At 66.7% G+C, this 23,549-nt stretch carries 20 protein-coding genes; 11 read left to right on the forward strand and 9 right to left on the reverse strand.

The features are described 5' to 3' along the window. Window positions 1–162 precede the first annotated feature (162 nt). On the reverse strand, window positions 163–3,612 hold the full coding sequence (mfd, locus tag ACOMD9_RS07875) for a transcription-repair coupling factor (RefSeq protein ID WP_421413455.1): 3,450 nt from the start codon (window positions 3,610–3,612) through the stop codon (window positions 163–165). A 215-nt stretch (window positions 3,613–3,827) separates the two neighbouring features. Here mfd and ACOMD9_RS07880 point away from each other — a divergent pair, with 215 nt between their 5' ends. From ACOMD9_RS07880 to sthA, 10 genes are all read left to right on the forward strand, one after another. Next, a complete protein-coding gene (locus ACOMD9_RS07880; protein WP_421413457.1) occupies window positions 3,828–5,291 on the forward strand; it encodes a glyceraldehyde-3-phosphate dehydrogenase in 1,464 nt (487 codons plus the stop codon). Window positions 5,292–5,609: 318 nt separating this feature from the next. Continuing rightward, window positions 5,610–6,959, forward strand: a complete 1,350-nt coding sequence (locus ACOMD9_RS07885) for a Na(+)-translocating NADH-quinone reductase subunit A (RefSeq protein WP_421413459.1) — start codon at window positions 5,610–5,612, stop codon at window positions 6,957–6,959. Next, window positions 6,959–8,185: an NADH:ubiquinone reductase (Na(+)-transporting) subunit B gene (locus tag ACOMD9_RS07890; protein WP_421413461.1), complete on the forward strand. Its 1,227-nt coding sequence runs from the start codon at window positions 6,959–6,961 to the stop codon at window positions 8,183–8,185. The genes ACOMD9_RS07885 and ACOMD9_RS07890 overlap by 1 nt, the downstream gene beginning before the upstream one ends. Further along, on the forward strand, window positions 8,185–9,000 hold the full coding sequence (locus ACOMD9_RS07895) for a Na(+)-translocating NADH-quinone reductase subunit C (RefSeq protein WP_421413464.1): 816 nt from the start codon (window positions 8,185–8,187) through the stop codon (window positions 8,998–9,000). The genes ACOMD9_RS07890 and ACOMD9_RS07895 overlap by 1 nt, the downstream gene beginning before the upstream one ends. 2 nt (window positions 9,001–9,002) lie before the next feature. Then, window positions 9,003–9,671 carry an NADH:ubiquinone reductase (Na(+)-transporting) subunit D gene (locus ACOMD9_RS07900; RefSeq protein ID WP_421413466.1) on the forward strand — a complete coding sequence of 223 codons (669 nt, stop codon included), beginning with the start codon at window positions 9,003–9,005 and terminating at the stop codon, window positions 9,669–9,671. Between the two features lies 1 nt (window position 9,672). Next, window positions 9,673–10,290, forward strand: a complete 618-nt coding sequence (gene nqrE, locus ACOMD9_RS07905) for an NADH:ubiquinone reductase (Na(+)-transporting) subunit E (protein WP_421413469.1) — start codon at window positions 9,673–9,675, stop codon at window positions 10,288–10,290. Between the two features lie 72 nt (window positions 10,291–10,362). Next, window positions 10,363–11,595, forward strand: a complete 1,233-nt coding sequence (nqrF, locus tag ACOMD9_RS07910) for an NADH:ubiquinone reductase (Na(+)-transporting) subunit F (RefSeq protein WP_421413471.1) — start codon at window positions 10,363–10,365, stop codon at window positions 11,593–11,595. Further along, window positions 11,592–12,383 carry an FAD:protein FMN transferase gene (locus ACOMD9_RS07915; RefSeq protein ID WP_421413474.1) on the forward strand — a complete coding sequence of 264 codons (792 nt, stop codon included), beginning with the start codon at window positions 11,592–11,594 and terminating at the stop codon, window positions 12,381–12,383. Before nqrF ends, ACOMD9_RS07915 begins: the two co-directional genes overlap by 4 nt. Window positions 12,384–12,400: 17 nt before the next feature. After that, window positions 12,401–12,655, forward strand: a complete 255-nt coding sequence (nqrM, locus tag ACOMD9_RS07920) for a (Na+)-NQR maturation NqrM (RefSeq protein WP_421413475.1) — start codon at window positions 12,401–12,403, stop codon at window positions 12,653–12,655. Between the two features lie 187 nt (window positions 12,656–12,842). Next, window positions 12,843–14,234, forward strand: coding sequence for a Si-specific NAD(P)(+) transhydrogenase (sthA, locus tag ACOMD9_RS07925; protein WP_421413477.1), 1,392 nt, complete (start codon window positions 12,843–12,845; stop codon window positions 14,232–14,234). Window positions 14,235–14,304: 70 nt separating this feature from the next. Here the strand turns inward: sthA and ACOMD9_RS07930 are convergent, their stop codons facing one another. From ACOMD9_RS07930 to leuS, 6 genes are all read right to left on the reverse strand, one after another. Next, entirely contained in the window at window positions 14,305–14,742 is a 438-nt protein-coding gene (locus ACOMD9_RS07930; RefSeq protein ID WP_421413479.1) for a DUF488 domain-containing protein, read from the reverse strand. Next, window positions 14,739–15,650 (reverse strand): PA2778 family cysteine peptidase, encoded by a 912-nt coding sequence (locus ACOMD9_RS07935; RefSeq protein ID WP_421413481.1) that lies wholly within the window; start codon window positions 15,648–15,650, stop codon window positions 14,739–14,741. Before ACOMD9_RS07935 ends, ACOMD9_RS07930 begins: the two co-directional genes overlap by 4 nt. Window positions 15,651–15,734: 84 nt before the next feature. Then, window positions 15,735–16,133 carry a PA2779 family protein gene (locus tag ACOMD9_RS07940; RefSeq protein ID WP_421413737.1) on the reverse strand — a complete coding sequence of 133 codons (399 nt, stop codon included), beginning with the start codon at window positions 16,131–16,133 and terminating at the stop codon, window positions 15,735–15,737. 199 nt (window positions 16,134–16,332) lie between these two features. Beyond that, entirely contained in the window at window positions 16,333–17,391 is a 1,059-nt protein-coding gene (gene holA, locus ACOMD9_RS07945; protein WP_421413482.1) for a DNA polymerase III subunit delta, read from the reverse strand. Window positions 17,392–17,401: 10 nt separating this feature from the next. After that, window positions 17,402–17,893 carry an LPS-assembly lipoprotein LptE gene (locus ACOMD9_RS07950; protein WP_421413484.1) on the reverse strand — a complete coding sequence of 164 codons (492 nt, stop codon included), beginning with the start codon at window positions 17,891–17,893 and terminating at the stop codon, window positions 17,402–17,404. 26 nt (window positions 17,894–17,919) lie between these two features. Further along, on the reverse strand, window positions 17,920–20,502 hold the full coding sequence (leuS, locus tag ACOMD9_RS07955; protein ID WP_421413487.1) for a leucine--tRNA ligase: 2,583 nt from the start codon (window positions 20,500–20,502) through the stop codon (window positions 17,920–17,922). A gap of 214 nt (window positions 20,503–20,716) precedes the next feature. On the opposite strand from leuS, the gene ACOMD9_RS07960 reads away from it, so the two are divergent. Continuing rightward, window positions 20,717–21,235: a zinc ribbon-containing protein gene (locus ACOMD9_RS07960; protein WP_421413489.1), complete on the forward strand. Its 519-nt coding sequence runs from the start codon at window positions 20,717–20,719 to the stop codon at window positions 21,233–21,235. A gap of 12 nt (window positions 21,236–21,247) precedes the next feature. Here ACOMD9_RS07960 and ACOMD9_RS07965 read toward each other — a convergent pair whose 3' ends face one another. Both ACOMD9_RS07965 and ACOMD9_RS07970 read right to left on the reverse strand, forming a co-directional pair. After that, entirely contained in the window at window positions 21,248–22,501 is a 1,254-nt protein-coding gene (locus ACOMD9_RS07965) for a hypothetical protein (RefSeq protein ID WP_421413739.1), read from the reverse strand. A gap of 109 nt (window positions 22,502–22,610) precedes the next feature. Next, complete coding sequence (locus ACOMD9_RS07970) at window positions 22,611–23,522, reverse strand: LysR family transcriptional regulator (RefSeq protein ID WP_421413491.1); 912 nt, start codon at window positions 23,520–23,522, stop codon at window positions 22,611–22,613. Window positions 23,523–23,549 lie beyond the last annotated feature (27 nt).

Consider the following 23,549-nt stretch of genomic DNA (forward strand, 5'->3'; position numbering starts at 1 on the left):
CGACGCAGCCAGGGTGGTAGCGCCCGGCGGATCCTTGCCCGGCGCCGTGGGGTCAGTGGCGATGAAACGCGACAGTGACAGTATAGATTGCCCTGAGTCGCGACGGTTCGCCAGTCCTTGCCGTGCCGGCCAGGCCCTTCGGGGGCTGACCCCGAAGGGGGGCTACGCCGCCTCGGCCTTGCGGTTGAGCGCCTCGAGCAGTTGCTCCACCGCCTGGAAGCGGGACTCCTCCTTTTCCATGCTGGCCTCGAAGCGCAGGGTGTCGGCGCCATCGAGGCGGTAGCGATCGGGCGAGTGCTGGATCAGCTCCACCAGGGTCAGGGGGTCGACCCGTGTCTGGGCGCCGAAGATCACCCGTCCGCGCTCCGGGCCCGCCTCGAGGCGCGCGATGCCGAGCTTCTCGGCACGCTGGCGCAGCTTCGTCTGGCGGATCAGGGTCTTCACCGGGGCCGGGAGCAGGCCGAAGCGGTCGATCATCTCCACCTGCAGTTCCTTGAGCTCGGCCTCGTCGGCGGCGCTGGCGATGCGCTTGTACATCACCAGGCGCTGCTGCACGTCGTGCAGGTAGTCGTCGGGAATCAGTGCCGGCAGGTTGAGACTCACCTCGACCCCCTCGTCCAGCGGGGCCTCGATGTTGGGCGTCTTGCCGGCGCGGATGGCCGCCACGGCGCGGTCGAGCATCTGCATGTAGAGGCCGTAGCCGATCGCTTCCATCTGACCGCTCTGCTCCTCGCCGAGCAGCTCGCCGGCGCCGCGGATCTCCATGTCGTGACTGGCCAGGGTGAAGCCGGCACCCAGGTCCTCGGCCCCGGCGATCGCCTCCAGGCGCTTGACGGCATCCTTGGTCATGGCCCTGGGGTGGGGGGCCAGCAGGTAGGCGTAGGCCTGGTGGTGGCTGCGACCGACCCGGCCGCGCAGCTGGTGCAGCTGGGCCAGGCCGAAGCGGTCGGCACGCTCGATGACGATGGTGTTGGCACTGGGCACGTCGATGCCGGTCTCGATGATGGTGGAGCAGATCAGCACGTTGAAGCGCTTGTGGTAGAAGTCCGACATCACCCGCTCCAGCGAGCGCTCGGGCAGCTGGCCGTGGGCCACGCCGACCCGCGCCTCGGGCACCAGCGTGCGGACTGTCTCCGCGGCGGTCTCGATGGTCCTGACCTCGTTGTGCAGGAAGTAGACCTGGCCGCCGCGCAGGATCTCGCGCAGGATCGCCTCCTTGATGATCGCCTCGTCGCGCTGCTGCACGAAGGTCTTCACCGACAGGCGCCGCGCCGGTGGCGTGGCGATGATCGACAGGTCGCGGATGCCGCTCATGGCCATGTTCAGGGTGCGCGGGATCGGCGTGGCGGTCATGGTCAGGATATCCACCTCGGCGCGCAGGCTCTTGAGGCGCTCCTTCTGGGCCACGCCGAAGCGGTGCTCCTCGTCGATGATCAGCAGGCCCATCTTCGGCAGCTTCATCGATTTCGAGAGCAGCTTGTGGGTGCCGATGACGATGTCGGCCTGGCCCTCCTCGATGCGCTTGAGCGAGGCGGCCTGACCCTTGCCGGCGGTGAAGCGCGAGATCAGTTCCACCTGCACGGCGGTATCGGCGAAGCGGTCGCGGAAGTTCTCGTAGTGCTGGCGGGCGAGCAGGGTGGTGGGCACCAGCACCACCACCTGGCGCCCGGAGTGAACCGCCAGGAAGGCGGCGCGCATCGCCACCTCGGTCTTGCCGAAGCCCACGTCGCCGCAGACCACCCGGTCCATGGGCCTCGGCGCGGTCATGTCCTCGATCACCGCCTGGATGGCGGCACGCTGGTCGGGGGTCTCCTCGAAGGGGAAGTTGGCGGCGAAGCGCGCGTACTCGGCGTCGGGCGGCGCACAGGCGAAGCCTTCCCGGGCCTCGCGGCGGGCATAGATGTCGAGCAGTTCGGCGGCGGTGTCGCGGATCTTCTCGGCGGCCTTGCGCTTGGCCTTCTCCCAGTTGTCCGAGCCCAGCCGGTGCAGCGGAGCGAGTTCGTCATCGACCCCGGCGTAGCGGGAGATCAGGTGCAGGCTGTCGACGGGCACGTAGAGGCGCGCTCCATCGGCATACTCCAGGGTCACGAACTCGGCGGCCTGGCCGCCGGCCTCGATCGTCTCGAGCCCCTTGTAGCGACCCACCCCGTGGGCCTGGTGCACCACCGGGGCCCCGGGGCGCAGCTCGGAGAGGTGGCGGATGGCCAGCTCATCGGCGTCGGTGGCCCTCTCGCGCCGCCGGCTCTGGCGCACCACCTCGCCGAACAGCTCGGTCTCGCTGATCACGGCCAGATCCGGGTCGGTGAGCCACAGGCCGGCGTCGATCTCGCCCTCGGTGATGGCCAGGCGGCTGTCGGCATCGAGGAAGTCGGCAAAGCTCTCGACATGGGGCAGCCCGAGATGCAGCGGCGCCAGGGACTCCTCCAGCGCCTCGCGGCGACCGCGGGACTCGGCCACGAACAGTATCCGGGTGTCGACATGCTCGGCGAGGAACCCCTCGAGGGCGGCCAGCGGGTGCCTGGCCCGGGCGTTCACCGCCACCGCCGGCGGCGCCTGGGCCGCCACCGGCCGGGCATGGCGATGCTCGGCATCGTCGGTCAGTTCCACCCGCGGATGGTGCTTGATGGCGCCGAACACCTCGGCCACCGGCACGAAGGCGCGATGGGGTGGCAGCAGGGGGCGTGAAGGATCGACGCCGAGGTTCTCGTAGCGGCTCTCGATGGCGGCCCAGTGGTGCTCGGCGGCGTCGAAGACACCCGGCAGCAGTGCCACCCGGGTGCTCTCGGCGAGGTGCTCGAACAGCGTCGCGGTCCGCTCGAAGAACAGCGGCAGGTACTGCTCCAGGCCGGGGGAGGGGATGCCCTTGAGGGCGTCCACGTAGAGCGGGCACTGGCGGGGGTCGACGTCGAACAGGGTCTCGAACCCCTCGCGGAAGCAGGCGATGGCCGAGCGTGACAGCGAGTACTCGTGGGCCGGCAGCAGGTCGACCTGCTCGATCCTGTCCTGGCTGCGCTGGGTGTCCGGGTCGAAGTGGCGCAGGGTGTCGATCTCGTCGTCGAACAGGTCGATGCGCAGCGGGGCCTCGGCACCCATGGGGAAGAGGTCGATCAGGGCCCCACGCAGCGCGTACTCGCCCGGTTCGTAGACGGTCTCGACGGCACGGTAGCCGGCGCGTGACAGGGCATCCCGGAAGCCCTCCCGGTCGAGAGCCTGGCCCACGGCCAGGGTCATCACCCGCCCGGCGATGTAGTCCACCGGCGGCAGCCGCTGCATCAGGGTATTGATGGGCACCAGCACGATGCCGTGCTCGCCGTCCTGCAGCCGGCGCAGGGTGCGCAGCCGTGCCGAGACGATGTCCTGGTGGGGCGAGAAGCTGTCGTAGGGCAGCGTCTCCCAGTCCGGGAAGGGCAGCACGGGTAGCCGGGCATAGAAGCCCAGGTCGTTCTCCAGGCGCTGGGCCTGGGCGGTGTCGGCGGTGATCACCAGCAGTGGTGCATCGCTGGCCAGCCGGGCCAGGGCCAGGGCGCTGGCGCTGCCGGGGGGCGTCTGCCAGTAGAGGGTGTCACGCAGGCCCTGCGGCCTCGGCGGGTCGAGTGGCGAGAAGTTCGGCATGGTCTCTTCGGCTGGCTGACGGTGGGGCTCCGGCCCCACCGGCGATGGGTGTCGAGGTGGTTCCGGGGTCATCATACCAGCCCCGCGACGCGCTTGTAGTCAAACGCCGTTTCCTGTAATCCCCCTACAGCGGCTGCGACCATACATCGATTGCCCCCGACGGCCCGGCCCCCGATAATGTCGTCGACCCCTTCACACCATCAGAGAGGCTTCTCGTGAGTCAGCAACCCCTCGATACCGTCTTCCAGGAATGGCATGACAACCAGGCGATCGCCGAGCAGATGATCCCGCTGATCGGCAGCCTCTACCGCCATAACAACGTGGTCACCACCCTCTACGGGCGCTCGCTGTTCAATCGCTCGGTGATCCGTATCCTGAAAGACCACCGTTTCGTCAGGAAGGTCGAGGGGACCGAGCTCTCCGTGCAGGATACCTTCCCGCTGGTCCAGGCCATGACCCAGCTCAACCTGGGCCCGGCCCATGTGGACGTGGGCAAGCTCGGCGTCGCCTTCAAGAAGCGGGGTGGCGGTGATGCCGCGGCCTTCCTGCGCGAGGAACTCGCCGAGATCGTCGATACCCACGACCCGAGCCGCGGTAACGGCGAGCCCAAGGACGTGGTGCTCTACGGCTTCGGCCGCATCGGGCGCATCCTGGCCCGGGTGCTGGTGGAGAAGGCCGGCGGCGGCAACCTGCTGCGCCTGCGCGCCATCGTCGTGCGGGGGCGCGGCGACATCGCCAAGGACCTCGAGAAGCGGGCGAGCCTGCTGCGCCGCGACTCGGTGCACGGCCCCTTCGACGGCACCATCCAGGTGGATGCCGAGGCGCGCACCATCACCGCCAACGGCAACGTCATCCAGGTGATCTATGCCGACTCGCCAGCCGACGTGGACTACACCGTCCACGGCATCGACAATGCCGTGGTGGTGGACAACACCGGCATCTGGCGCGACGAGGCGGGCCTGGGGCAGCACCTGCAGTGCAGGGGCGTGGCCAAGGCGCTGCTCACCGCGCCGGGCAAGGGTGACATCAAGAACATCGTCTTCGGCATCAACGACGGTGACATCACCCAGGAGGACCGCATCCTCTCGGCGGCGTCCTGTACCACCAACGCCATCGTGCCGGTGCTCAAGGTGCTCAACGACGAGTACGGCATTGCCAATGGCCATGTCGAGACGGTCCACGCCTACACCAACGACCAGAACCTCATCGACAACTACCACAAGGGCGATCGTCGCGGCCGCAGCGCGCCGCTCAACATGGTGCTCACCGAGACCGGTGCCGCCAAGGCCGTGGCCAAGGCGCTGCCGGAGCTTTCCGGCAAACTGACCGGCAACGCCATCCGCGTGCCGACGCCCAACGTCTCCATGGCGATCCTCAACCTGACCCTGGAGAAGGAGACGGACGCCGAGGCGCTGAACGACTTCCTGCGTCGCATGTCGATCGAGTCGGCCTACCAGAAGCAGATCGACTACGTCGATTCGCCGGAGGTGGTCTCCTCGGACTTCGTCGGCAACCGCCATGCCGGCATCGTCGATGCCAAGGCCACTATCGCCAACGGCAGGCATGCCGTGCTCTATGTCTGGTACGACAACGAGTTCGGCTACAGCTGCCAGGTGGTGCGCATCCTGCAGCATGTCTCCAACGTGCACTTCCTCAAGCTGCCCCGCTCCCGCGCCTGAACCCGGGTCGCCGCCCCTCGAGCGAGGGGCGGCACCGGATGTCCCTCCCTCTCTCCGTCGTTCCCTCCCAGCCGCCTGTCTCGCGGAGATTTCAACGCAGATTCCACAGCCTGCGACAATTTTTCCCTTGCCCCAGGACAACACTTGCGACCTTCAGGCAGGTGGTCATCACACCGGCTTGTCTTTATAATACCGGGGATTTTTCGGGGTGGTCCGAGCTTGCCTCGGGCCTGACTGGTAACGTACTGAAACGACAAGCATTCGAATCCATTCGAACCCCTTTCCTTCGTATATCCGATCCATCAACTGGGCGAGACTATGATCGAAGTCAAGAAAGGCCTGGATCTCCCCATCACGGGGGCGCCCGAGCAGCGCATCGAGGATGCGCGCCCGGCACGTCACGTGGCGATCCTGGGTACCGACTACGTCGGCATGAAGCCGACCATGGAGGTCCGGGAGGGGGATAGAGTCAAGCTGGGCCAGCTGCTCTTCACCGACAAGAAGATCGACGGCGTGCGCTTCACGGCGCCCGCTGCCGGCGAGATCGTGGCCATCAATCGCGGCGAGAAGCGCAAGCTGCTGTCGGTGGTGATCAAGGTCGACGAGAACGAGGAGGCGGTCGAGTTCACCGCCCATGGCCGTGACAAGCTCGAGAGCCTGGAGCGCCAGGCCGTGGTTGACCAGCTGGTCGAGTCCGGCCTGTGGACCGCACTGCGTACCCGCCCGTATTCGCGCACTCCGGCCATCGACGGCACCCCGACGGACATCTTCGTCACCGCCATCGATACCCATCCGCTGAGTGCCGATCCGGCCGGGATCATCAACGAGCAGCCCGAGGCCTTCGAGGATGGCCTCAAGGTGCTGTCGCGCCTGACCGAGGGCAAGGTCTTCCTCTGCACCGCAGCGGATGCCCGTATCCCGGGCGGCGACGTCAAGGGCGTCCAGGTCGAGACCTTCGGCGGCCCGCACCCGGCCGGCCTGGTCGGCACCCATATCCACTACCTATCGCCGGTCGCCCTGCACAAGCGCGTCTGGCATATCGGCTACCAGGACGTCATCGCCTTCGGCAAGCTGTTCGCGGAAGGCAAGCTGGACGTCAGCCGCATCGTTGCCGTGGGCGGCCCCCGCGCCGAGCAGCCGCGTCTGCTGCGCACCCGGGTCGGTGCCAGCACCGATGAGCTGCTGGCCGGCGAGGTGATCGACCCCGATGGCACCCGGGTCATCTCCGGTTCGGTCTTCTCGGGCTTCACCTGCGAGGGCAGCCTGCGCTACCTGGGTCGCTTCCACAGCCAGCTCAGCCTGCTGGAAGAGGGCAACAAGCGTGTCTTCATGGGCTGGATGTCACCCGGTGCCAACCGCCACTCGATCCTGGGTATCTACCTGTCGAAGTTCACCGGCCTGAAGAACTATGCGCCGACCACCTCGACCAACGGCTCCGAGCGGGCCATGGTGCCGGTGGGCGCCTACGAGGAAGTGATGCCGCTGGACATCCTGCCCACCCAGCTGCTGCGCTCGCTGATCGTCGGCGACATCGAGACGGCGATGCAGCTCGGGTGTCTGGAACTGGATGAAGAGGACCTCGCCCTGTGCACCTACGTGTGCCCCGGCAAGTACGAATACGGTCCCATCCTGCGTGACAACCTCACCCTGATCGAGAAAGAGGCCTGATGATGGGTATCCGACAGACACTCGACAATCTCGAGCCGCACTTCCACAAGGGTGGCAAGTACGAGAAGTTCTATCCCCTCTTCGAGGCGGTAGACACCATCTTCTATGCGCCGCCCAACGTGGCCAAGACCACCGCCCACGTGCGTGACGGTATCGATCTGAAACGCATCATGATCACCGTGTGGCTGTGCACCTTCCCGGCGATGCTGTTCGGCATGTGGAACGCCGGCTGGCAGTCCAACCTGGCCATCGCCGACGGCTACGCCTCCATGGCCGGCTGGCGCGAGGCGATCATGATGACCCTCGCCAGCGGCCACAACCCCGACAGCGTGTGGGCGAATCTCGTGCTCGGCGCGACCTACTTCCTGCCGATCTACCTGGTGACCTTCGTCGTCGGTGGCTTCTGGGAGGTGCTGTTCGCGGTGAAGCGCGGTCACGAGGTCAACGAGGGCTTCTTCGTCACCTCCGTGCTCTATGCGCTGATCCTGCCGGCCACCATCCCGCTCTGGCAGGTGGCGCTCGGCATCACCTTCGGCGTGGTGATCGGCAAGGAGATCTTCGGTGGCACCGGCAAGAACTTCCTCAACCCGGCGCTGACCGGCCGTGCCTTCCTCTACTTCGCCTACCCGGCGCAGATCTCCGGGGACGCGGTGTGGGTGGCGGCCGACGGTTATACGGGCGCGACCCCGCTCTCGATCGGCTTCCAGGACGGCATGGCGGCCCTGACCAGCCAGTTCAGCTGGTGGGATGCCTTCATCGGCTTCGTTCCGGGCTCCGTGGGCGAGGTCTCGACCCTGGCGATCCTCATCGGCGCGGCGGTGCTGCTGTGGACCAAGATCGCCTCCTGGCGAATCATGCTCGGGGTCTTCCTCGGGATGGTGGCGACCAGCGCACTGTTCAACCTGATCGGCTCCGACACCAACCCGATGTTCGCCATGCCCTGGTACTGGCACCTGGTGATCGGCGGCTTCGCCTTCGGCATGGTGTTCATGGCCACCGATCCGGTGTCCGCCTCCATGACCAACCCGGGCCGTCTGATCTTCGGTGTGGTGATCGGCGTGATGACCGTGCTGATCCGGGTGGTCAACCCGGCATTCCCCGAAGGCATCATGCTGGCGATCCTGTTCGCCAACCTGTTCGCCCCGCTCATCGACCACTTCTTTGTACAGGCCAACATCAAGCGCCGCATGCAGCGCACCGGTGTGCCGGCCGAGGAGACTGCCTGATGGCACAGAGCAATAACTCCATCAAGAAGATCCTGACGGTGGCGTTCGCACTCTGCATCGTGTGTTCGGTCATCGTCTCGACGGCTGCGGTGGCCCTGCGCCCCCTGCAGCAGCTCAACCAGGAACTCGACCGCAAGACCAACATCCTCAACGTGGCCAATCTCTACGAGCCGGGGATGGATGTCGAGGAGGAGTTCGCCAACGTCACGCCGCGCATCGTCGACATGCGTACCGGCGAGTACACCGACGAGTTCGATCCGGACACCTACGACGGCTTCGAGTACCGTCGTGATCCGGCTGCCTCGCGTACCCTCTCCGGTGAGCGTGATCCCGCCGGCCTCACCCGCGTGGAGAACTTTGCCACCGTCTACCTGGTCGGTGACCCGGACGACCCCGAGCAGATCATCCTGCCAATCCGTGGCCAGGGGCTGTGGGGCCTGATGCGTGGCTTCCTGTCGGTGGAGGGTGACGGCAACACCATCGTCGGCATCACCTACTACGAGCACAGCGAGACGCCGGGGCTCGGCGCCGAGGTCAACAACCCGCGCTGGCAGGCCCAGTGGGAAGGCAAGCAGATCTTCGACGAGGAAGGCGATCTGACCCCGGCCATCCGTGTGGCCAAGGGCAGCGGCAGCGGCGAGCACGAGGTCGACGGCCTCTCCGGTGCCACCCTGACCAGCAACGGCGTCACCAACATGCTGCAGTTCTGGCTGAGCCCGGAAGGCTTCGGCGAGTATCTGGCCAAGTTCCGCAGCGCGGTGGACCCGGGCGAGGCCCAGGACACCGACGTCGAACTCGAAGCTGAAGGAGCCTGATCATGTCAGCCGCGACTCCCAAGGGCGTCCTGACGACGCCGATCTTCAAGAACAACCCCATCGCCCTGCAGGTGCTCGGCATCTGCTCCGCGCTGGCGGTGACCACCAGCATGAGCGTCTCGCTGGTCATGACCATGGCGGTGATCTTCGTGACCGCCTTCGCCAACCTGTTCGTGTCGCTGATCCGGCACCATATCCCGTCCTCCATCCGCATCATCGTGCAGATGACCATCATCGCCTCCCTGGTGATCGTGGTGGATCAGATCCTCAAGGCGTACGCCTACGAGATGTCCAAGCAGCTCTCGGTGTTCGTCGGCCTGATCATCACCAACTGCATCGTGATGGGGCGCGCGGAAGGCTTCGCCATGCAGAACACTCCCGGGATGTCCTTCCTGGACGGCATCGGCAACGGCATCGGCTACGGCTTCATCCTGATGACCGTGGGCTTCTTCCGCGAGCTGTTCGGGTCGGGCAGCGTGTTCGGCTTCACCGTGCTGGAGACCGTGCAGAACGGCGGCTGGTACGTGCCCAACGGCCTGCTGCTGCTGCCGCCGTCGGCGTTCTTCATCATCGGCCTGATCATCTGGGTGCTGCGTTCGCTGAACCCGGAGCAGATCGAGGAGAACGAGTTCAAGATGAAGCACAACACCGAACCGAAGGAGGCCGTGTAACATGGAACACTATATCAGCCTGTTCGTTGCCTCGGTCTTCGTCGAGAACCTGGCCCTGGCGTTCTTCCTCGGCATGTGTACCTTCCTGGCGGTGTCCAAGAAGGTCTCGGCGGCCTTCGGCCTCGGCATTGCCGTCATCGTGGTGCTGACCATCGCCGTGCCGGTCAACAACCTGGTCTACACCTTCCTGCTGGCCGAAGGGGCGCTTTCCTGGACCGGCATCAGCGGTGCCGAGAACATCGACCTCTCGTTTCTGGGGCTGCTCAGCTACATCGGCGTGATCGCCGCCCTGGTGCAGATCCTCGAGATGTTCCTCGACAAGTACGTGCCGGTGCTCTACAACGCGCTGGGTGTCTTCCTGCCGCTGATCACCGTGAACTGCGCCATCCTCGGCGGCGTGCTGTTCATGGTCGAGCGCAACTACAACTTCGGCGAGTCCGTGACCTATGGTCTCGGCTCCGGCGTTGGCTGGGCGCTGGCCATCACGGCGCTGGCAGGCATCCGCGAGAAGCTCAAGTACAGCGACGTTCCCGGCTCCCTGCAGGGGCTGGGCATCACCTTCATCACCGTGGGCCTGATGTCGCTGGGCTTCATGTCCTTCTCCGGCATCCAGCTCTGAGGCAGGTCGTGTTTTCCCGGTGGTGCTCGTCTCCGCCGGGAACCAGGCAACGTCAAGCAATAGGAAACCGACATGGTTGATACAACAGTCATCTTGCTCGGTGTGGTCATGTTCACCGTGGTCGTCATCGGCCTGGTACTGGTGATCCTGGCGGCACGCAGCAAGCTCGTCAGCACCGGGGACGTGACCATCGAGGTCAACGGCGACCCCGAGCACACCCTGACCACCCAGGCCGGCGGCAAGCTGCTCAACACCCTGGCCGCCAACGGCATCTTCCTGTCGTCCGCCTGTGGCGGCGGTGGTTCCTGCGCCCAGTGCAAGTGCCGGGTGGAAGAGGGCGGTGGGGCCATCCTGCCCACTGAGGAGTCCCACTTCACCCTGCGCGAGAAGAAGGAGGGCTGGCGCCTCTCCTGCCAGGTGCCGGTGAAGCAGGACATGAAGATCGAGGTCCCCGAGGAGGTCTTCGGCGTCAAGCAGTGGGAGTGCGAGGTCATCGCCAACCCCAACGTCGCCACCTTCATCAAGGAGCTCAACCTCAAGCTCCCCGAGGGCGAGGAAGTGGCCTTCCGTGCCGGCGGCTACGTGCAGCTGGTGGCGCCGCCCTACGACATCAAGTTCTCCGACTTCGACATCGAGGAGGAGTACCGGGGCGACTGGGAGAAGTTCGACCTGTTCAAGATCTCCCACAAGAACAACGAGGAAGTCATCCGCGCCTACTCCATGGCGAACTACCCGGAAGAGAAGGGCATCCTCAAGTTCAATATCCGCATCGCCACGCCGCCGCCCAACACCAACCATCCGCCGGGCCTGATGTCCACCTACGTCTTCAACCTGAAGCCGGGTGACAAGGTCACCGTGATGGGGCCCTTCGGCGAATTCTTTGCCAAGGACACCGATGCCGAGATGATCTTCGTCGGAGGCGGTGCGGGAATGGCACCGATGCGCAGCCACATCTTCGACCAGCTCAAGCGCCTCAAGTCGTCGCGCAAGATCTCGTTCTGGTACGGCGCACGCTCCTGGCGCGAGACCTTCTACAACGAGGAGTACGACCAGCTGGCCGAGGAGTTCGACAACTTCGAGTGGCACCTGGCACTCTCCGACCCGCAGCCCGAGGACAACTGGGAGGGGCCCACCGGCTTCATCCACAACGTCCTCTACGAGAACTACCTCAAGGACCACCCGGCGCCCGAGGACTGCGAGTACTACATGTGCGGGCCGCCCATGATGAACGCCTCGGTGATCAAGATGCTGCTCGACCTGGGCGTGGAACCCGAGAACATCCTGCTGGACGACTTCGGCGGATGACCTCCCTCGCCGCGAGGCGATACAAGGGGCTGGCCTGCGGGCCGGCCCTCTTTCTGTTTACCCTGGTGATGTTGCCGATGTCACTGCTGGCCGGATGCCGCAGCCAGCCGCCGCTTCACCAGTTCGAGGGCACAGCTCTCGGAACCGGCTACCACATCACCCTGCATGCCGACCTCGACGACCGGGCGCGTGAGCGCCTCCAGGCCGGCATCCAAGGTGAACTGGTCAGTCTCGAACAGGACCTGGCACGGCTGCGGGTCCCGCTTCGCCACGCCCGCGGCCCCCTGCCAGCGGGGGTGGGGAGCGACAGCACCTCCCTGGCGCAGCGACTGCTGCAGATGGCCCGGGCATTGGCGGTCGACCGGCTCGTTGCATTGCTCCTGGACCATGCCGTCGAGCATGCCATGATCGAGCTCGGCGGGATGGTGCGTGTGCGGGGTCCGGCAGGTCGTCGGGCCTGGCGCCTGGCTCTCGACCGGGCCGGAATGCCGCGAGAGGAGGGGCCCAGGCTCCGGCTTGCCGACGCCGCTCTCGTGCGGCTCGATGACATGCCCATGCCCCTTGCGGGAGGGGAGCGGGCAGCCCCCTTGGCGGCCAGCCGGCTGCTGGCGGTCAGTGTGGTGGCCCCCACGACCATCGAGGCCGAGCGCCAGGCTCGCGAGTTGATGGCGGCGGGGCCCGAGGCGCTTGAGCCGTTCCTGGATCGTGCGGTGCGCATCGTTGTCCTAACATCACAAGGTATTGAAATTCATCATGGCTCGGCACTCGAGACATATCTCGAGGAATGACCGAAGGGAGAACACTCATGACCATATGGCTTATCGTTCTGGGATTCATGCTGCTGATCGTGGCGGCCATGGCGATCGGGGTCATCCTCGGCCGCAAACCGATCGCCGGATCCTGCGGTGGCCTCAACCAGCTCGGTCTCAAGGAGGGCTGCGAGGTCTGCGGCGGCAAGGACGAGGTGTGCGAGGAGGAGAATCGCAAGCGCGGCAGTGCCCGTCGTCGCAGCGACGAGAGCCGCGGCACCGATCTCGGCTATGACGCCACCAGGCGCTGACCGGGCATCGCCCGGAGCTGTAAGCCGGCCCCCTCGGGGAGCTTGAAGCGGTAAGCGATAAGCATAACCATTGCCGCGGGCTGGTTCGGTGGCAGCGTCATGGCTTCCAGCTTCCAGCTTCCAGCTTCCAGCTTCCAGCTTCCAGCTTCCAGCTTTCAGTCAAGGGAACAAGGAGACGCAACAGCCAATGGCAGTCCATAACTACGACGTGGTGGTGATCGGGACCGGTCCGGCGGGGGAGAGTGCAGCCATCAATGCCGCCAAGCACGGCAAGCGGGTGGCGGCGATCGAGAAGCAGAGCACGGTGGGGGGCAACTGCACCCATTGGGGAACGATCCCCTCCAAGGCACTGCGTCACCAGGTCAAGCAGATCATGCAGTTCAACACCAACCGCATGTTCCGCGACATCGGCGAGCCGCGCTGGTTCTCCTTTCCCCGGGTGATGGAACGTTCCCGTGTCACCATCGACCAGCAGGTCGAGATGCGTACCAAGTTCTACGCCCGCAATCGCATCGACCTCTTCACCGGCGTGGCCCGCTTCAAGGACGAGCACACCCTGCTGGTACGCGACGACCACGAGGGCATGGAAGAGCTGGTGGCCCGGAAGATCATCATCGCTACCGGCTCCCGCCCCTACCGCCCGGCGGACATCGACTTCCGCCATTCGCGGATCTACTGCTCCGATACCATCCTCAGCCTCAATCATACGCCGCGCACCCTGATCATCTTCGGGGCGGGGGTGATCGGTTGCGAATACGCCTCGATCTTCTCGGGTCTCGGCGTCAAGGTCGACCTGATCAACAATCGCGACAGCCTGCTCTCCTTCCTCGACGACGAGATCAGTGATGCGCTCTCCTACCACCTGCGCAAGCATGGCGTGCTGATCCGCCACAACGAGGAGTACGAGCGGGTCGAGGGCAACGAGTCGGGTGTCACCGTCTACCTGAAGTCGGGGAAACGGCTGCGCGCCGACGCCTTCCTGTGGGCCAACGGCCGTACCGGCAACACCGACCAGCTGGGACTGGAGAACATCGGCCTGGAAGCCAACGGCCGCGGTCAGCTCTCGGTCGACGAGCACTACCGCACGGCCATGCCGCACATCTATGCCGCCGGAGACGTGATCGGCTGGCCGAGCCTGGCCAGCGCCGCCTACGACCAGGGGCTCAATGCCTCCAGCGAGATGGTGGACGACGACTTCCGCTACGTCACCGAGGTGCCCACCGGTATCTACACCATCCCGGAGATCAGCTCCTTCGGCCGCACCGAGCGCGAGCTCACCGAGGCGAAGGTCCCCTACGAGGTGGCCCAGGCCTTCTTCAAGGACACCGCGCGGGCCCAGATCACCGGTGATACCGTGGGCATGCTGAAGATCCTCTTCGACCAGGACAGCCTGGAGATCTACGGCATCCACTGCTTCGGCGACCAGGCCTCCGAGATCGTCCACATCGGCCAGGCGATCATGCAGCAGCAGGGCGAGGCGAATACCCTCAAGTACTTCGTCAACACCACCTTCAACTATCCCACCATGGCCGAGGCCTACCGAGTCGCCGCCCAGAACGGGCTGAATCGGGTGTTCTAGGGGGGGGCCGTCCCTGTCCACAAGAAGCGCCCCCGCGGACAAGACCTGCGGGGGCGCGTGCTTCTCGCGATCAGCTGTCCGGTTGGTCGTCGCCCAGTCGGTGGGCGAAGCACGGCGGCGAGGTGGGTTCGCGATCCTCGGCGTCCTCGGCCTCGAGGGCCTGCAGGAGGGCCTCGCGCAGGATGGGCAGGTGGGAGTCGTCCAGTTCCCGGGCGGCGGAGAGCAGGGTCAGGCGGCCGCGCCGGGCGTGACGCATCAGCGGCAACAGGCTGTCGGGATCGTCGCGCAGTTCGCCGCGATAGCGGGCGGCGAAGACGGCATGACTGATCTCCTCCTGGTGGTACTGGCGGCGCAGGGCGGGGGATGGCGAGGCGTCACGGTACCAGTCGGTGAGTGCGAGGCTCTCGCGTCGCTTGCCGCGTGGCCAGAGGCGGTCGACCAGGACTCTGGCGCCGTCCTCGGCCTCGGCGGGGCGGTAGATGCGCTTGAGGACGATGTCGTAGCTCATGAAGTGCCCTCCTCCTCGAGACCGGCCAGTGCCTCCTGCGCATGGGGTTGCCAGTGGCCGGGGCGATCGGCGGCCTGGCGCAGCGTCCGTCGGGCGGCGTCGGGGTCGCCCTGGTCGCGAAGGACGAGACCCAGGTTGAGCCAGGCCACGGCCAGGTCCGGCTGGATCGCCACGGCGCGTTCGAAGGCCTTGATGGCCCCCTGTGCATCACCCGTGGCATGTCGTGCATTGCCGAGGGCGAAGTGGCCCATGGCGGCCCGGGGAAAGCGCTCGACCAGGGCCCCCCAGGCGGGCAGGGTGGTCTCGGGTCCCTGCACCCGCTCATAGGCGGAGATCGCGTCCAGGGCCCGGTATTCGACGATTCCCTCGGGAAGCTCACCGGGGGGCAGGGCAACGAAGGCCCAACGGTCGCTACGCGCCCAGGTGGCATCGAAGCGACGGAAGGACTCGACCCGCTCGGGCTCCTCGCCACTGTGCAGGATCAACTCGTTGGCGTCCAGGTCGTAGCCGATGGCCACGGCATAGTGCCACATCGGCCAGGCGGGCAGGGCGAGGTTCTGCATCACCACCACCGGGTGCCCGGCGTCGATCTCGGTCAGCAGTGCATCGATGCGGTTGTCGATGACGAAGGGGATGCGGCCGTGCCGGCGCACGGTGGCGAGCATCTCGGGCTGCACGCTTCCCTCTCGGCCGGGAAGGAAGACCTGGGGAATCAGGGTATCGACCTCCACGTCCACGCCGTCGGCGTTGAGCACCATGGCAAGCGAGGCGGGGCCGCACTGGTACTCGCGCTGGGCATGGAAGGGGACGTCCTCGATCAACGCCTGGCGGGAGAGGCGCACCTCGGTGGTCTCGGCCAACCGGGGCGTGCCGGCACAGCCTGCCAGTATCAGTGTCAGCAGCAGCAACGCGAGAACGCCCGCAGTGCGGGCGTTCCATGGGGCGTCATGACGGTGCTGCCGTGGACGGCATGGTGTCATGGGATGCCCCGGTCAGCGTGTGAAGGGGAAGACGTTGGTCAGGCCGAGGATATCGGTGACCAGCAGCACGAGGAATATCAGCACCAGTGCGCCCACGACGCTGGCCCCGGCGGGGAGCTGCTCGAGCTGTTCGGCCATCTGGGCGGCTTCCTCGTCCGAGAGGGCAGCAACACGGGCTTCCACCTCCGCGAGGTCCACGCCCTGGGCGAGGAGCTGTTGCTGGACGTCGTCGCGCGCGAGAATTTCCTGGATACGCTCGCGGTCGCCCTGGCCACGTTCGGCATTCAGCGCCGCCTCCGTGGTGATCAGGTCGCTGCCCGGAGTGGGCTGGGGAGCAGCGGCTACGGGCAGGCTGCCGAGCACCAGGGCGGCGATCAGCAGCGGGCTGAGGTAGCGGCAGATCTTCTTCATCATGTCGGTGTTCCTTCTTCTTGGGTTGGGCTTCCGGCTCCTTGATGATCCACGCGTCGCGTCCAGGCGAGGCTGCGGTCGAGACGTGCTTGCAGCGATGCCCTCCCAGTATAGGCAAAAATGGCGAGCAGTTTCATGCCCTTGGCGCAAACTGATCGGTTCGGGTGGTGGGGGAGGCGTGATCCGACGGCCAGCCTCGTCAGGCAATGCGGTAGGAAAAGGGCAGTTCGGCGAGCAGGCCTCGCCCTCCGGCCAGGGTCAGGGCAAGGTCGTGGAGCCCATCCTGGACCGGCAACGGCGAGGCACCCTTGATGGCGAGATCGAGGCGCTGGGCGAACAGCAGCAGCTTGTGCAGCCGCTTCATGGGCAACCGGCCCAGGGCCTGCTGGTAGGCGGGGCGGCGCTTGTCGAAGATGGCCGGTTTCTGTGACTTGCAGGCGTGCTCGAAACTCTGGCCCTGGTCCAGGTGCTGATGCAGGGAGAGCAGGGTCCGCAGTTCGCGGGTCAGGGCCCACAGCACGATGGGAGCCTCGACACCTTCGCCGCGAAGGCCGGCGATGATCCGCGAGACCCGTGATCGCTCACCCTTCAGGCAGGCGTCGACCAGGGTGAAGACGTCATAGCGGGCGTTGTCCTCCACGCCACCGGCGACCTCGCGTGGCGAGATGCGCGTGCCGGGGGGCAGCAGCAGTGCAAGCTTCTGCAACTCCTGGTCGGCGGCGAGAAGATTGCCTTCGGTGCGCTCGCCAAGCAGTCGGGCGGCCTCGAGCTCGATGCCGAGGCCATGGCGTTCGGCCCGGTCGCTCAGCCAGTAGCCCAGCCGGGAGGCATCCACGGGCCACACCGGCACGAACAGGCCGAGCTTGTCGAGTGCCTGGAACCAGGCACTCTTCTGCTGGCGGAAGTCCAGCTTGCCCATGCTTGCCAGCAGGACGTTGTCGCTGCCCTGGAGCCCGTCGGCGTACTCCTTGAGCGCCTTGCTGCCCTCCTGGCCCAGGTTGCTGCCGCTCAGGCGCAGTTCGATCAGCTTGCGTGAAGCGAACAGCGAGAGGCTGGCGGAGGCCTCCCGCAATCGCCCCCAGGCGAAGTTGGCCTCCACGTGGAGGATCTCCCGCTCCTCGATGGAAGCGGCACGGGCCGCACTGCGCACCGCGTCACAGGCCTCCATGTGCTGTAGGGGCTCGTCACCGGCGACGATCACCACCGGGGGCAGCTTCCTCGCCAGGGCATCGGGGAGCTTGTCGGCATAGATCTTCAAGCGAGCACCCTCATCTCTCCACCAGTCCCCTGAGCCGGTCGAGGAGGCGGTTCACCGCTTCGTGGCGCAACTGCGCGCGGGTCTCCTCGCGGATATCGTCCTGGGCCAGCAGGTTGCCGTCGCTGACCGTGAAGCGGGCGCTCTGCTCGAGGGTCTGCTGGTCGAGCAGGTAGGCGCCGTCGGCCTGGCGCTGCACCGAGAACGGCACCCTGAGCACCATCTCCAGCTCGCGAGGACCGCTGTCGAGCACGCTGAGGCTCCGCTCACGAAACTCTTCCCCCGGCAGGTTGAGTACCAGGGGCGCGCCGGCGTGGAGCCGCGTGCCGGCGGACTCCAGCCGCTCGGCGGCCAGCCGTGCGAGATCGCTGTCGGGGCCGGCGAGCGCCAGTTCCGGCAGTACCGACTCGGGACTGTCGAAGCCCCGCAGGCGAAAGCCGCAGCCCGACAGCGCCAGGGAGGCGCCGGTGGCCAGTCCGAGGTGTAGAAAGGTACGGCGCTGCATGGATGTCTCCCTGTCTCGCGGGGGGATCAGCCCACCACGATGTTGACCAGCTTGCCGGGCACCACGATCACCTTGCGGATCGTCTTGCCCTCGGTGTGGCGCTGGACGTTCTCGGCGGCCAGTGCCTGGGCCTCGATGGCCTCCTTGGCGGCATCGGCGGCCACCTCGATCCGGGCGCGCAGCTTGCCGTTGACCTGCACCACCAGTTCGATGGTGTCACGGGCCAGTGCCGATTCGTCGAGGACCGGCCAGGCGGCATCGATGACCGGCTCCTCATGGCCCAGTGCCTGCCACAGGGTGTGACAGGCGTGGGGGGTGATCGGTGCCAGCAGCAGCACACAAGCTTCCACCGCCTCGCGGGCCACGGCGAGACCCCGGGGCGAGGTGTCCTCGAACTTCGAGAGGGCGTTGGTCAGCTCCATCACCGCGGCGATGGCGGTATTGAAGGTGGTGCGCCGACCGATGTCGTCGCTGGCCTTCCTGATGGTCTCGTGGGTCTTGCGTCGCAGGTCACGCTGGGCATCGCTCAGGGCCGTGACGTCCAGCTCGCCGGGCTGACCCGCATCGAGATGCTCGCTAACCAGGCGCCACAGGCGCTTGAGGAAGCGGTTGGCGCCCTCGACGCCGGAATCCGACCACTCCAGGGACTGCTCGGGCGGGGCGGCGAACATCATGAACAGCCGCACGGTGTCGGCGCCGAAGCGGTCGATCATGGATTGCGGGTCGACACCGTTGTTCTTGGACTTGGACATCTTCTCGATGCCGCCCATCTCCACCGGTGCCCCGTCGCTGACCAGCACGGCGCTGATCGGCCGGCCCTTCTCGTCACGCTTGACCTCGACATCGGCGGGGTTGAACCACTCCTTGCCACCATTGGGCGTATGGCGATAGAAAGTCTCGGCGATCACCATGCCCTGGGTGAGCAGCCGCTGGAAGGGCTCGTCGGTCTTCACCAGGCCGAAGTCGCGCATCAGCTTGGTGAAGAAGCGGGCATACAGCAGGTGGAGGATGGCGTGCTCGATGCCACCGATGTAGAGGTCCACCGGCAGCCAGTAGTTGGCGCGCTCGTCGAGCATGGCGTCCGGGTTGTCGGCACAGCAGAAGCGCGCGAAGTACCAGGACGACTCCATGAAGGTATCGAAGGTGTCGGTCTCGCGGGTCCAGCCGTTGCCCAGGTCGGAGAACTCCGGCATCCGCTTGAGCGGTGAGCCGGTGGCGTCCACGGTGACCTCCATGGGCAGGGCCACCGGCAGCTCGTCGTCGGTGAGCGGTACGGTCTGGCCCTCGGGGCCGTACTTGACCGGGATCGGCGCCCCCCAGTAGCGCTGGCGGGCCACGCCCCAGTCGCGCAGGCGGAAGTTGGTCTTCACCTCGCCGCGCCCGAGCGCCTCGAGCCGGGCGGCGATGGCCTCGAAGGCCGCGTCGAAGTCCAGGCCGTCGAATTCGCCGGAGTTGATCAGGGTGCCGTAGTCGTCATGGGCACCTTCGCTGAGGTCCGGCGACCGGCCGTTCGTATCACTGATCACCGCCTCGATGGGCAGGCCGTATCGGGTGGCGAACTCCCAGTCACGCTGGTCATGGCCGGGCACGGCCATGACGGCCCCGGTGCCGAACTCCATCAGCACGAAGTTGGCCACATAGACCGGGACCTCGCGGCCGGTGAGGGGGTGCACCGCTACATGGCCGGTGGGCATGCCCTTCTTCTCGCGGGTGGCCAGTTCGGCTTCCGAGGTGCCGCCGCGGGCGCATTCGGCGCAGAAATCGGCCAGTGCCGCATTGCCCTCGGCGGCCTGCCTGGCCAGCGGGTGGTCGGCGGCCACGGCCATGTAGGTGACGCCCATCAGGGTGTCGGGGCGGGTGGTGTAGACCGCGAGCGGCTCGGCCGGGGCGCCATCGGCGCCCTTGATGTCGAATGTCAGCTCGATGCCGCGCGACTTGCCGATCCAGTTACGCTGCATGGTCTTGACCTGCTCGGGCCAGTCGATGCGGTCCAGGTCGGCCAGCAGCTCCTCGGCATAGTCGGTGATCTTGAGGAACCACAGCGGGATCTCCTTGCGCTCCACCAGGGCGCCGGAGCGCCAGCCGCGGCCCTCGATCACCTGCTCGTTGGCCAGCACGGTCTGGTCGACAGGGTCCCAGTTGACGGTCGACATCTTCTTGTAAACCAGGCCCTTCTCCACCAGCCTGGTGAAGAACCACTGTTCCCAGCGGTAGTAGCTCACGTCGCAGGTGGCGAACTCGCGGCTCCAGTCGTAGGCGAAGCCCAGCGCCTTGAGCTGTGCGCGCATGTAGTCGATGTTGTCATAGGTCCACTTGGCCGGCGGTACCCGGTTCTGGATGGCGGCGTTCTCCGCCGGCATGCCGAAGGCGTCCCAGCCCATGGGCTGCATGACGTTCCTGCCCTGCATGCGCTGGTAGCGGGAGACCACATCGCCGATGGTGTAGTTGCGTACATGCCCCATGTGCAGCTTGCCGCTGGGGTAGGGGAACATCGACAGGCAGTAGAACTTCTCCCGGCTGGCATCTTCCACCGCCTTGAAGCACTGGTTCTCGTCCCAGAACTGCTGGGCGTCGCGTTCGATCTCGAAGGGCTTGTACTGTGCGTCCATCTCTGTCTACGGGTACCTTGCAAGTCGGGCGCACCGCTCGCGGCGTTGCGCGGGTCTACGGGCATTGTCCGGTGTCAAGAACTCGGCGCCAGAATGCGTCAAGGCATTGAACTGCCGGCAGGATGTCGTCTAAATGGTAAGCAAGGATACCCCAGCACGGCAGGGCCCGGCTATGCCCGGGCGCCTCCGCCCCGAGAACGGAAAGGAGCAGAACATGAGCGAGCAGAAGGATCCCCGTCACGACCACCGCCTGCGTGAGGGCTATGAACGCCTGCTGGCCAGGCTCCAGGAAGGCGCCCACGAACTGACCTGGGAGAACCTGCAGCAGGATCTCGACGATGCCGTGGAGTTCGAGGCCGAACTGGAGGAGTTCACCAAGGATGAGCTGTCCCTGCTGCGTGCCTGGGTCGAGCGCGATCTCAAGGAGATGCGGCGCTATCTCGGGGCCGGGGGCGAGAGCGTGGCAACCTGGCTGGGTATCGATCTCTCCATGCTGTCGCGCAAGGTGGTGGAGTCGCTGTTCTCCATCGCCGATCGCAGCAAGATCGAGCGCGAGCAGTTCGAGGAGGACCTGGAGGCCGCGCGTGCCGACTATTGCGAGGGCGAGATGGCCGCTCCCGGGCGCATGGCCTGCGTGCACTGCGGCGCCGAGGTCACGCTGGAGGGCGTGGCGCGCATCGAGCCCTGCCACCAGTGCGGCCACCGCTATTTCGCCCGTGCCCCGCTGGAGTGACCGCGAGCCCGTCTACAGCCCCTTGTCCAGCCCCAGGATGGCGACGATGACCGCCACCGCCATCACCGCCGCATAACCCAGGTTCTGGCGCATCATTCGCGAGCCGCTGATGCCGTAGCGCCCCTGCAGGGAGAGGTTGATGCCCGACAGTGGCCCCACGCTGGTGCCCACCGCCCAGGAGGCCAGGGCCACGAAGGCGAACAGGGTCTGGCGGCCGGCATCCAGTTCCAGCATCGAGGCCAGCACCGAGACGCCGATGATGGGATGCAGGCCGGCGACGGCGCTGGCCACGATGGCCAGGAAACTGGCCACCGCCTCGAGGGGGCCGAAGCGGGCGAAGAGCGTCCATTCGCTGCCCGTGGCGGCGGCGATGTAGGTCGAGAGGCCCTGGGTCAGCAGGCCCGCGCAGAGGAAGAGCGAGATCTCGCCGCGCATGGCGGGGAGCCGGTTCAGGGCGTGCCCGCGTACCCGACGCAGCGTCCAGCGTGGCCCCCGGGGCAGGTTGGAGAGCAGTGCCACGCCGGGCAGCAGGAAGGTGATGATGCTGACGATGGTGAGTCCCGGCGTCAGCCCGTAGTGGAAGAGCATCACCAGGGCGGCCATCGACACCGGCATCAGCAGGCTCGACGGCGACAGCGAGAAGCCCGCGGTGTCCGCGAGGTCGAAGCGGCGCGACAGGTCCAGCAGACTGAGCAGCCCGGCACACAGCGCCAGGGGCAGCCCGAAGGCCATCACGGTCGCGAATCGCATCTCGGGCGCCAGGGTCATCACCACGCCCATGGAGGCGAAGAAGGGCGACCAGAGCGCGGCACTCGACAGCCCCCGATTGAGCGCCAGCAGCTGGGGCGTGGTCAGGGGGCCGCTGCGCTGCAGCCGGTCGCCGATCATGAACACCGTGGAGAGGTTGAGGATCGCCCCGAGCAGATGCACCCCCAGCCAGGTACCGGCGATGCCGCGGGCACCGGTCACCGGGCGTCCCAGCGGTCGGGTCTCGCCGCGGCGGTTGCCCATCAGCCCGATGAAGCTCACCCCCACCAGCATCGCCACCACATAGCTGTTGCCGTCGAGCATGCGCGGCCAGGCGACCTCGGCACCATGCTGCCACCTCGCCACGATCAGCAGTCCCGTGCCGATGCCCGCCAGGGCACCGGCCTGCCGACGGGTGCGGCGGGGCAGGTCGGGCCACAGCAGCAGCACCGCCAGCCAGAAGGCATAGCTCACCAGCTGGGGCAGTACCCCCAGGCCGGCGAAGCGCATGACCTGCATCACCAGGCCGGCGAGGATGAGGCCGCCGGCGAGCGCATGGCGGGTCGAGGGCTGGGGGGCGGTACTGTCGGTCACGGCGGCAGGCACTCCGGGAGATATTCTGAGCAGACTAAACACTTCGGCGTCCCGCTCGCCACTCCCGGGCTGCCGGCTCGCGGGTGGCCTCGAGCTCGTCGAGCATGGCCCGGGCGGCGTTGGAGAGGGTCCGGCTCTTGTGCACGAGGTAGCCCAGCGGGCGGTGGATGGGCGGGTGGTCGACCTCCAGTACCCGGAGCTCGGCCGTCAGCAGCCCTTCCGGCAGCAGGCTCCAGCCCAGGCCGATGGCGCTCATCATCCTCAGGGTCTCCAGGTAGTTGGTGGAGAGTGCCACGGGCAGGGTGAGGCCGGCCGCCGCGAAGCGCGCCTCGATCAGGGTGCGGGTGAAGGTGAGCGGGCCGGGCAGTACCGCGTCGAATTCGCAGAGCTCCTGGAGGGTCAGGCGTGCGCGGCCGGCCAGGGGATGGTCGGGGGCGCAGACGAAGCAGAGCCGGTCGATCCATACCGGCACCACCTCGAGCTGCTCGTCGGGATGGGGGGCGAGGGTCACCACGGCGATCTCCAGTTCGCCGTCCAGCACCCCCTGGTAGGCCTGCTCGGAATCGAGGAAGTGCAGGTCCAGCCTCACCCCGGGATGGCGACCGATATAGGCCTTGAGCAGCGGGGGCAGCCGATGCAGGCCGATATGGTGGCTGGTGGCGAGCGTCAGGCTCCCGGCCACGCTGCCTTCGAGGTTGCCCAGGGCACGGCGGCTGTCGTCGACCATCACCAGGATCTGACGGGCGCGCGGCAGCAGCACGCGACCGGCCTCGGTCAGGCCTATCCTGCGGCCGATGCGATCGAACAGGCGGGCGCCTGTCTGTGTCTCAAGGGCAGCGATGCGCTTGCTCACCGCCGGCTGGGTGAGGTGGAGCTGTTCGGCGGCGCGCGAGAAGCTGCCGGTGTCGGCCACGGCGAGAAAGGCCTGCAGGCTCTGGGTGTCCATGGGCGTCCTCCCCGTCGAGCGAGATAA

It is taken from the genome of Halomonas terrestris, assembly GCF_049166755.1.
In the GTDB taxonomy this organism is placed as follows: domain Bacteria; phylum Pseudomonadota; class Gammaproteobacteria; order Pseudomonadales; family Halomonadaceae; genus Halomonas.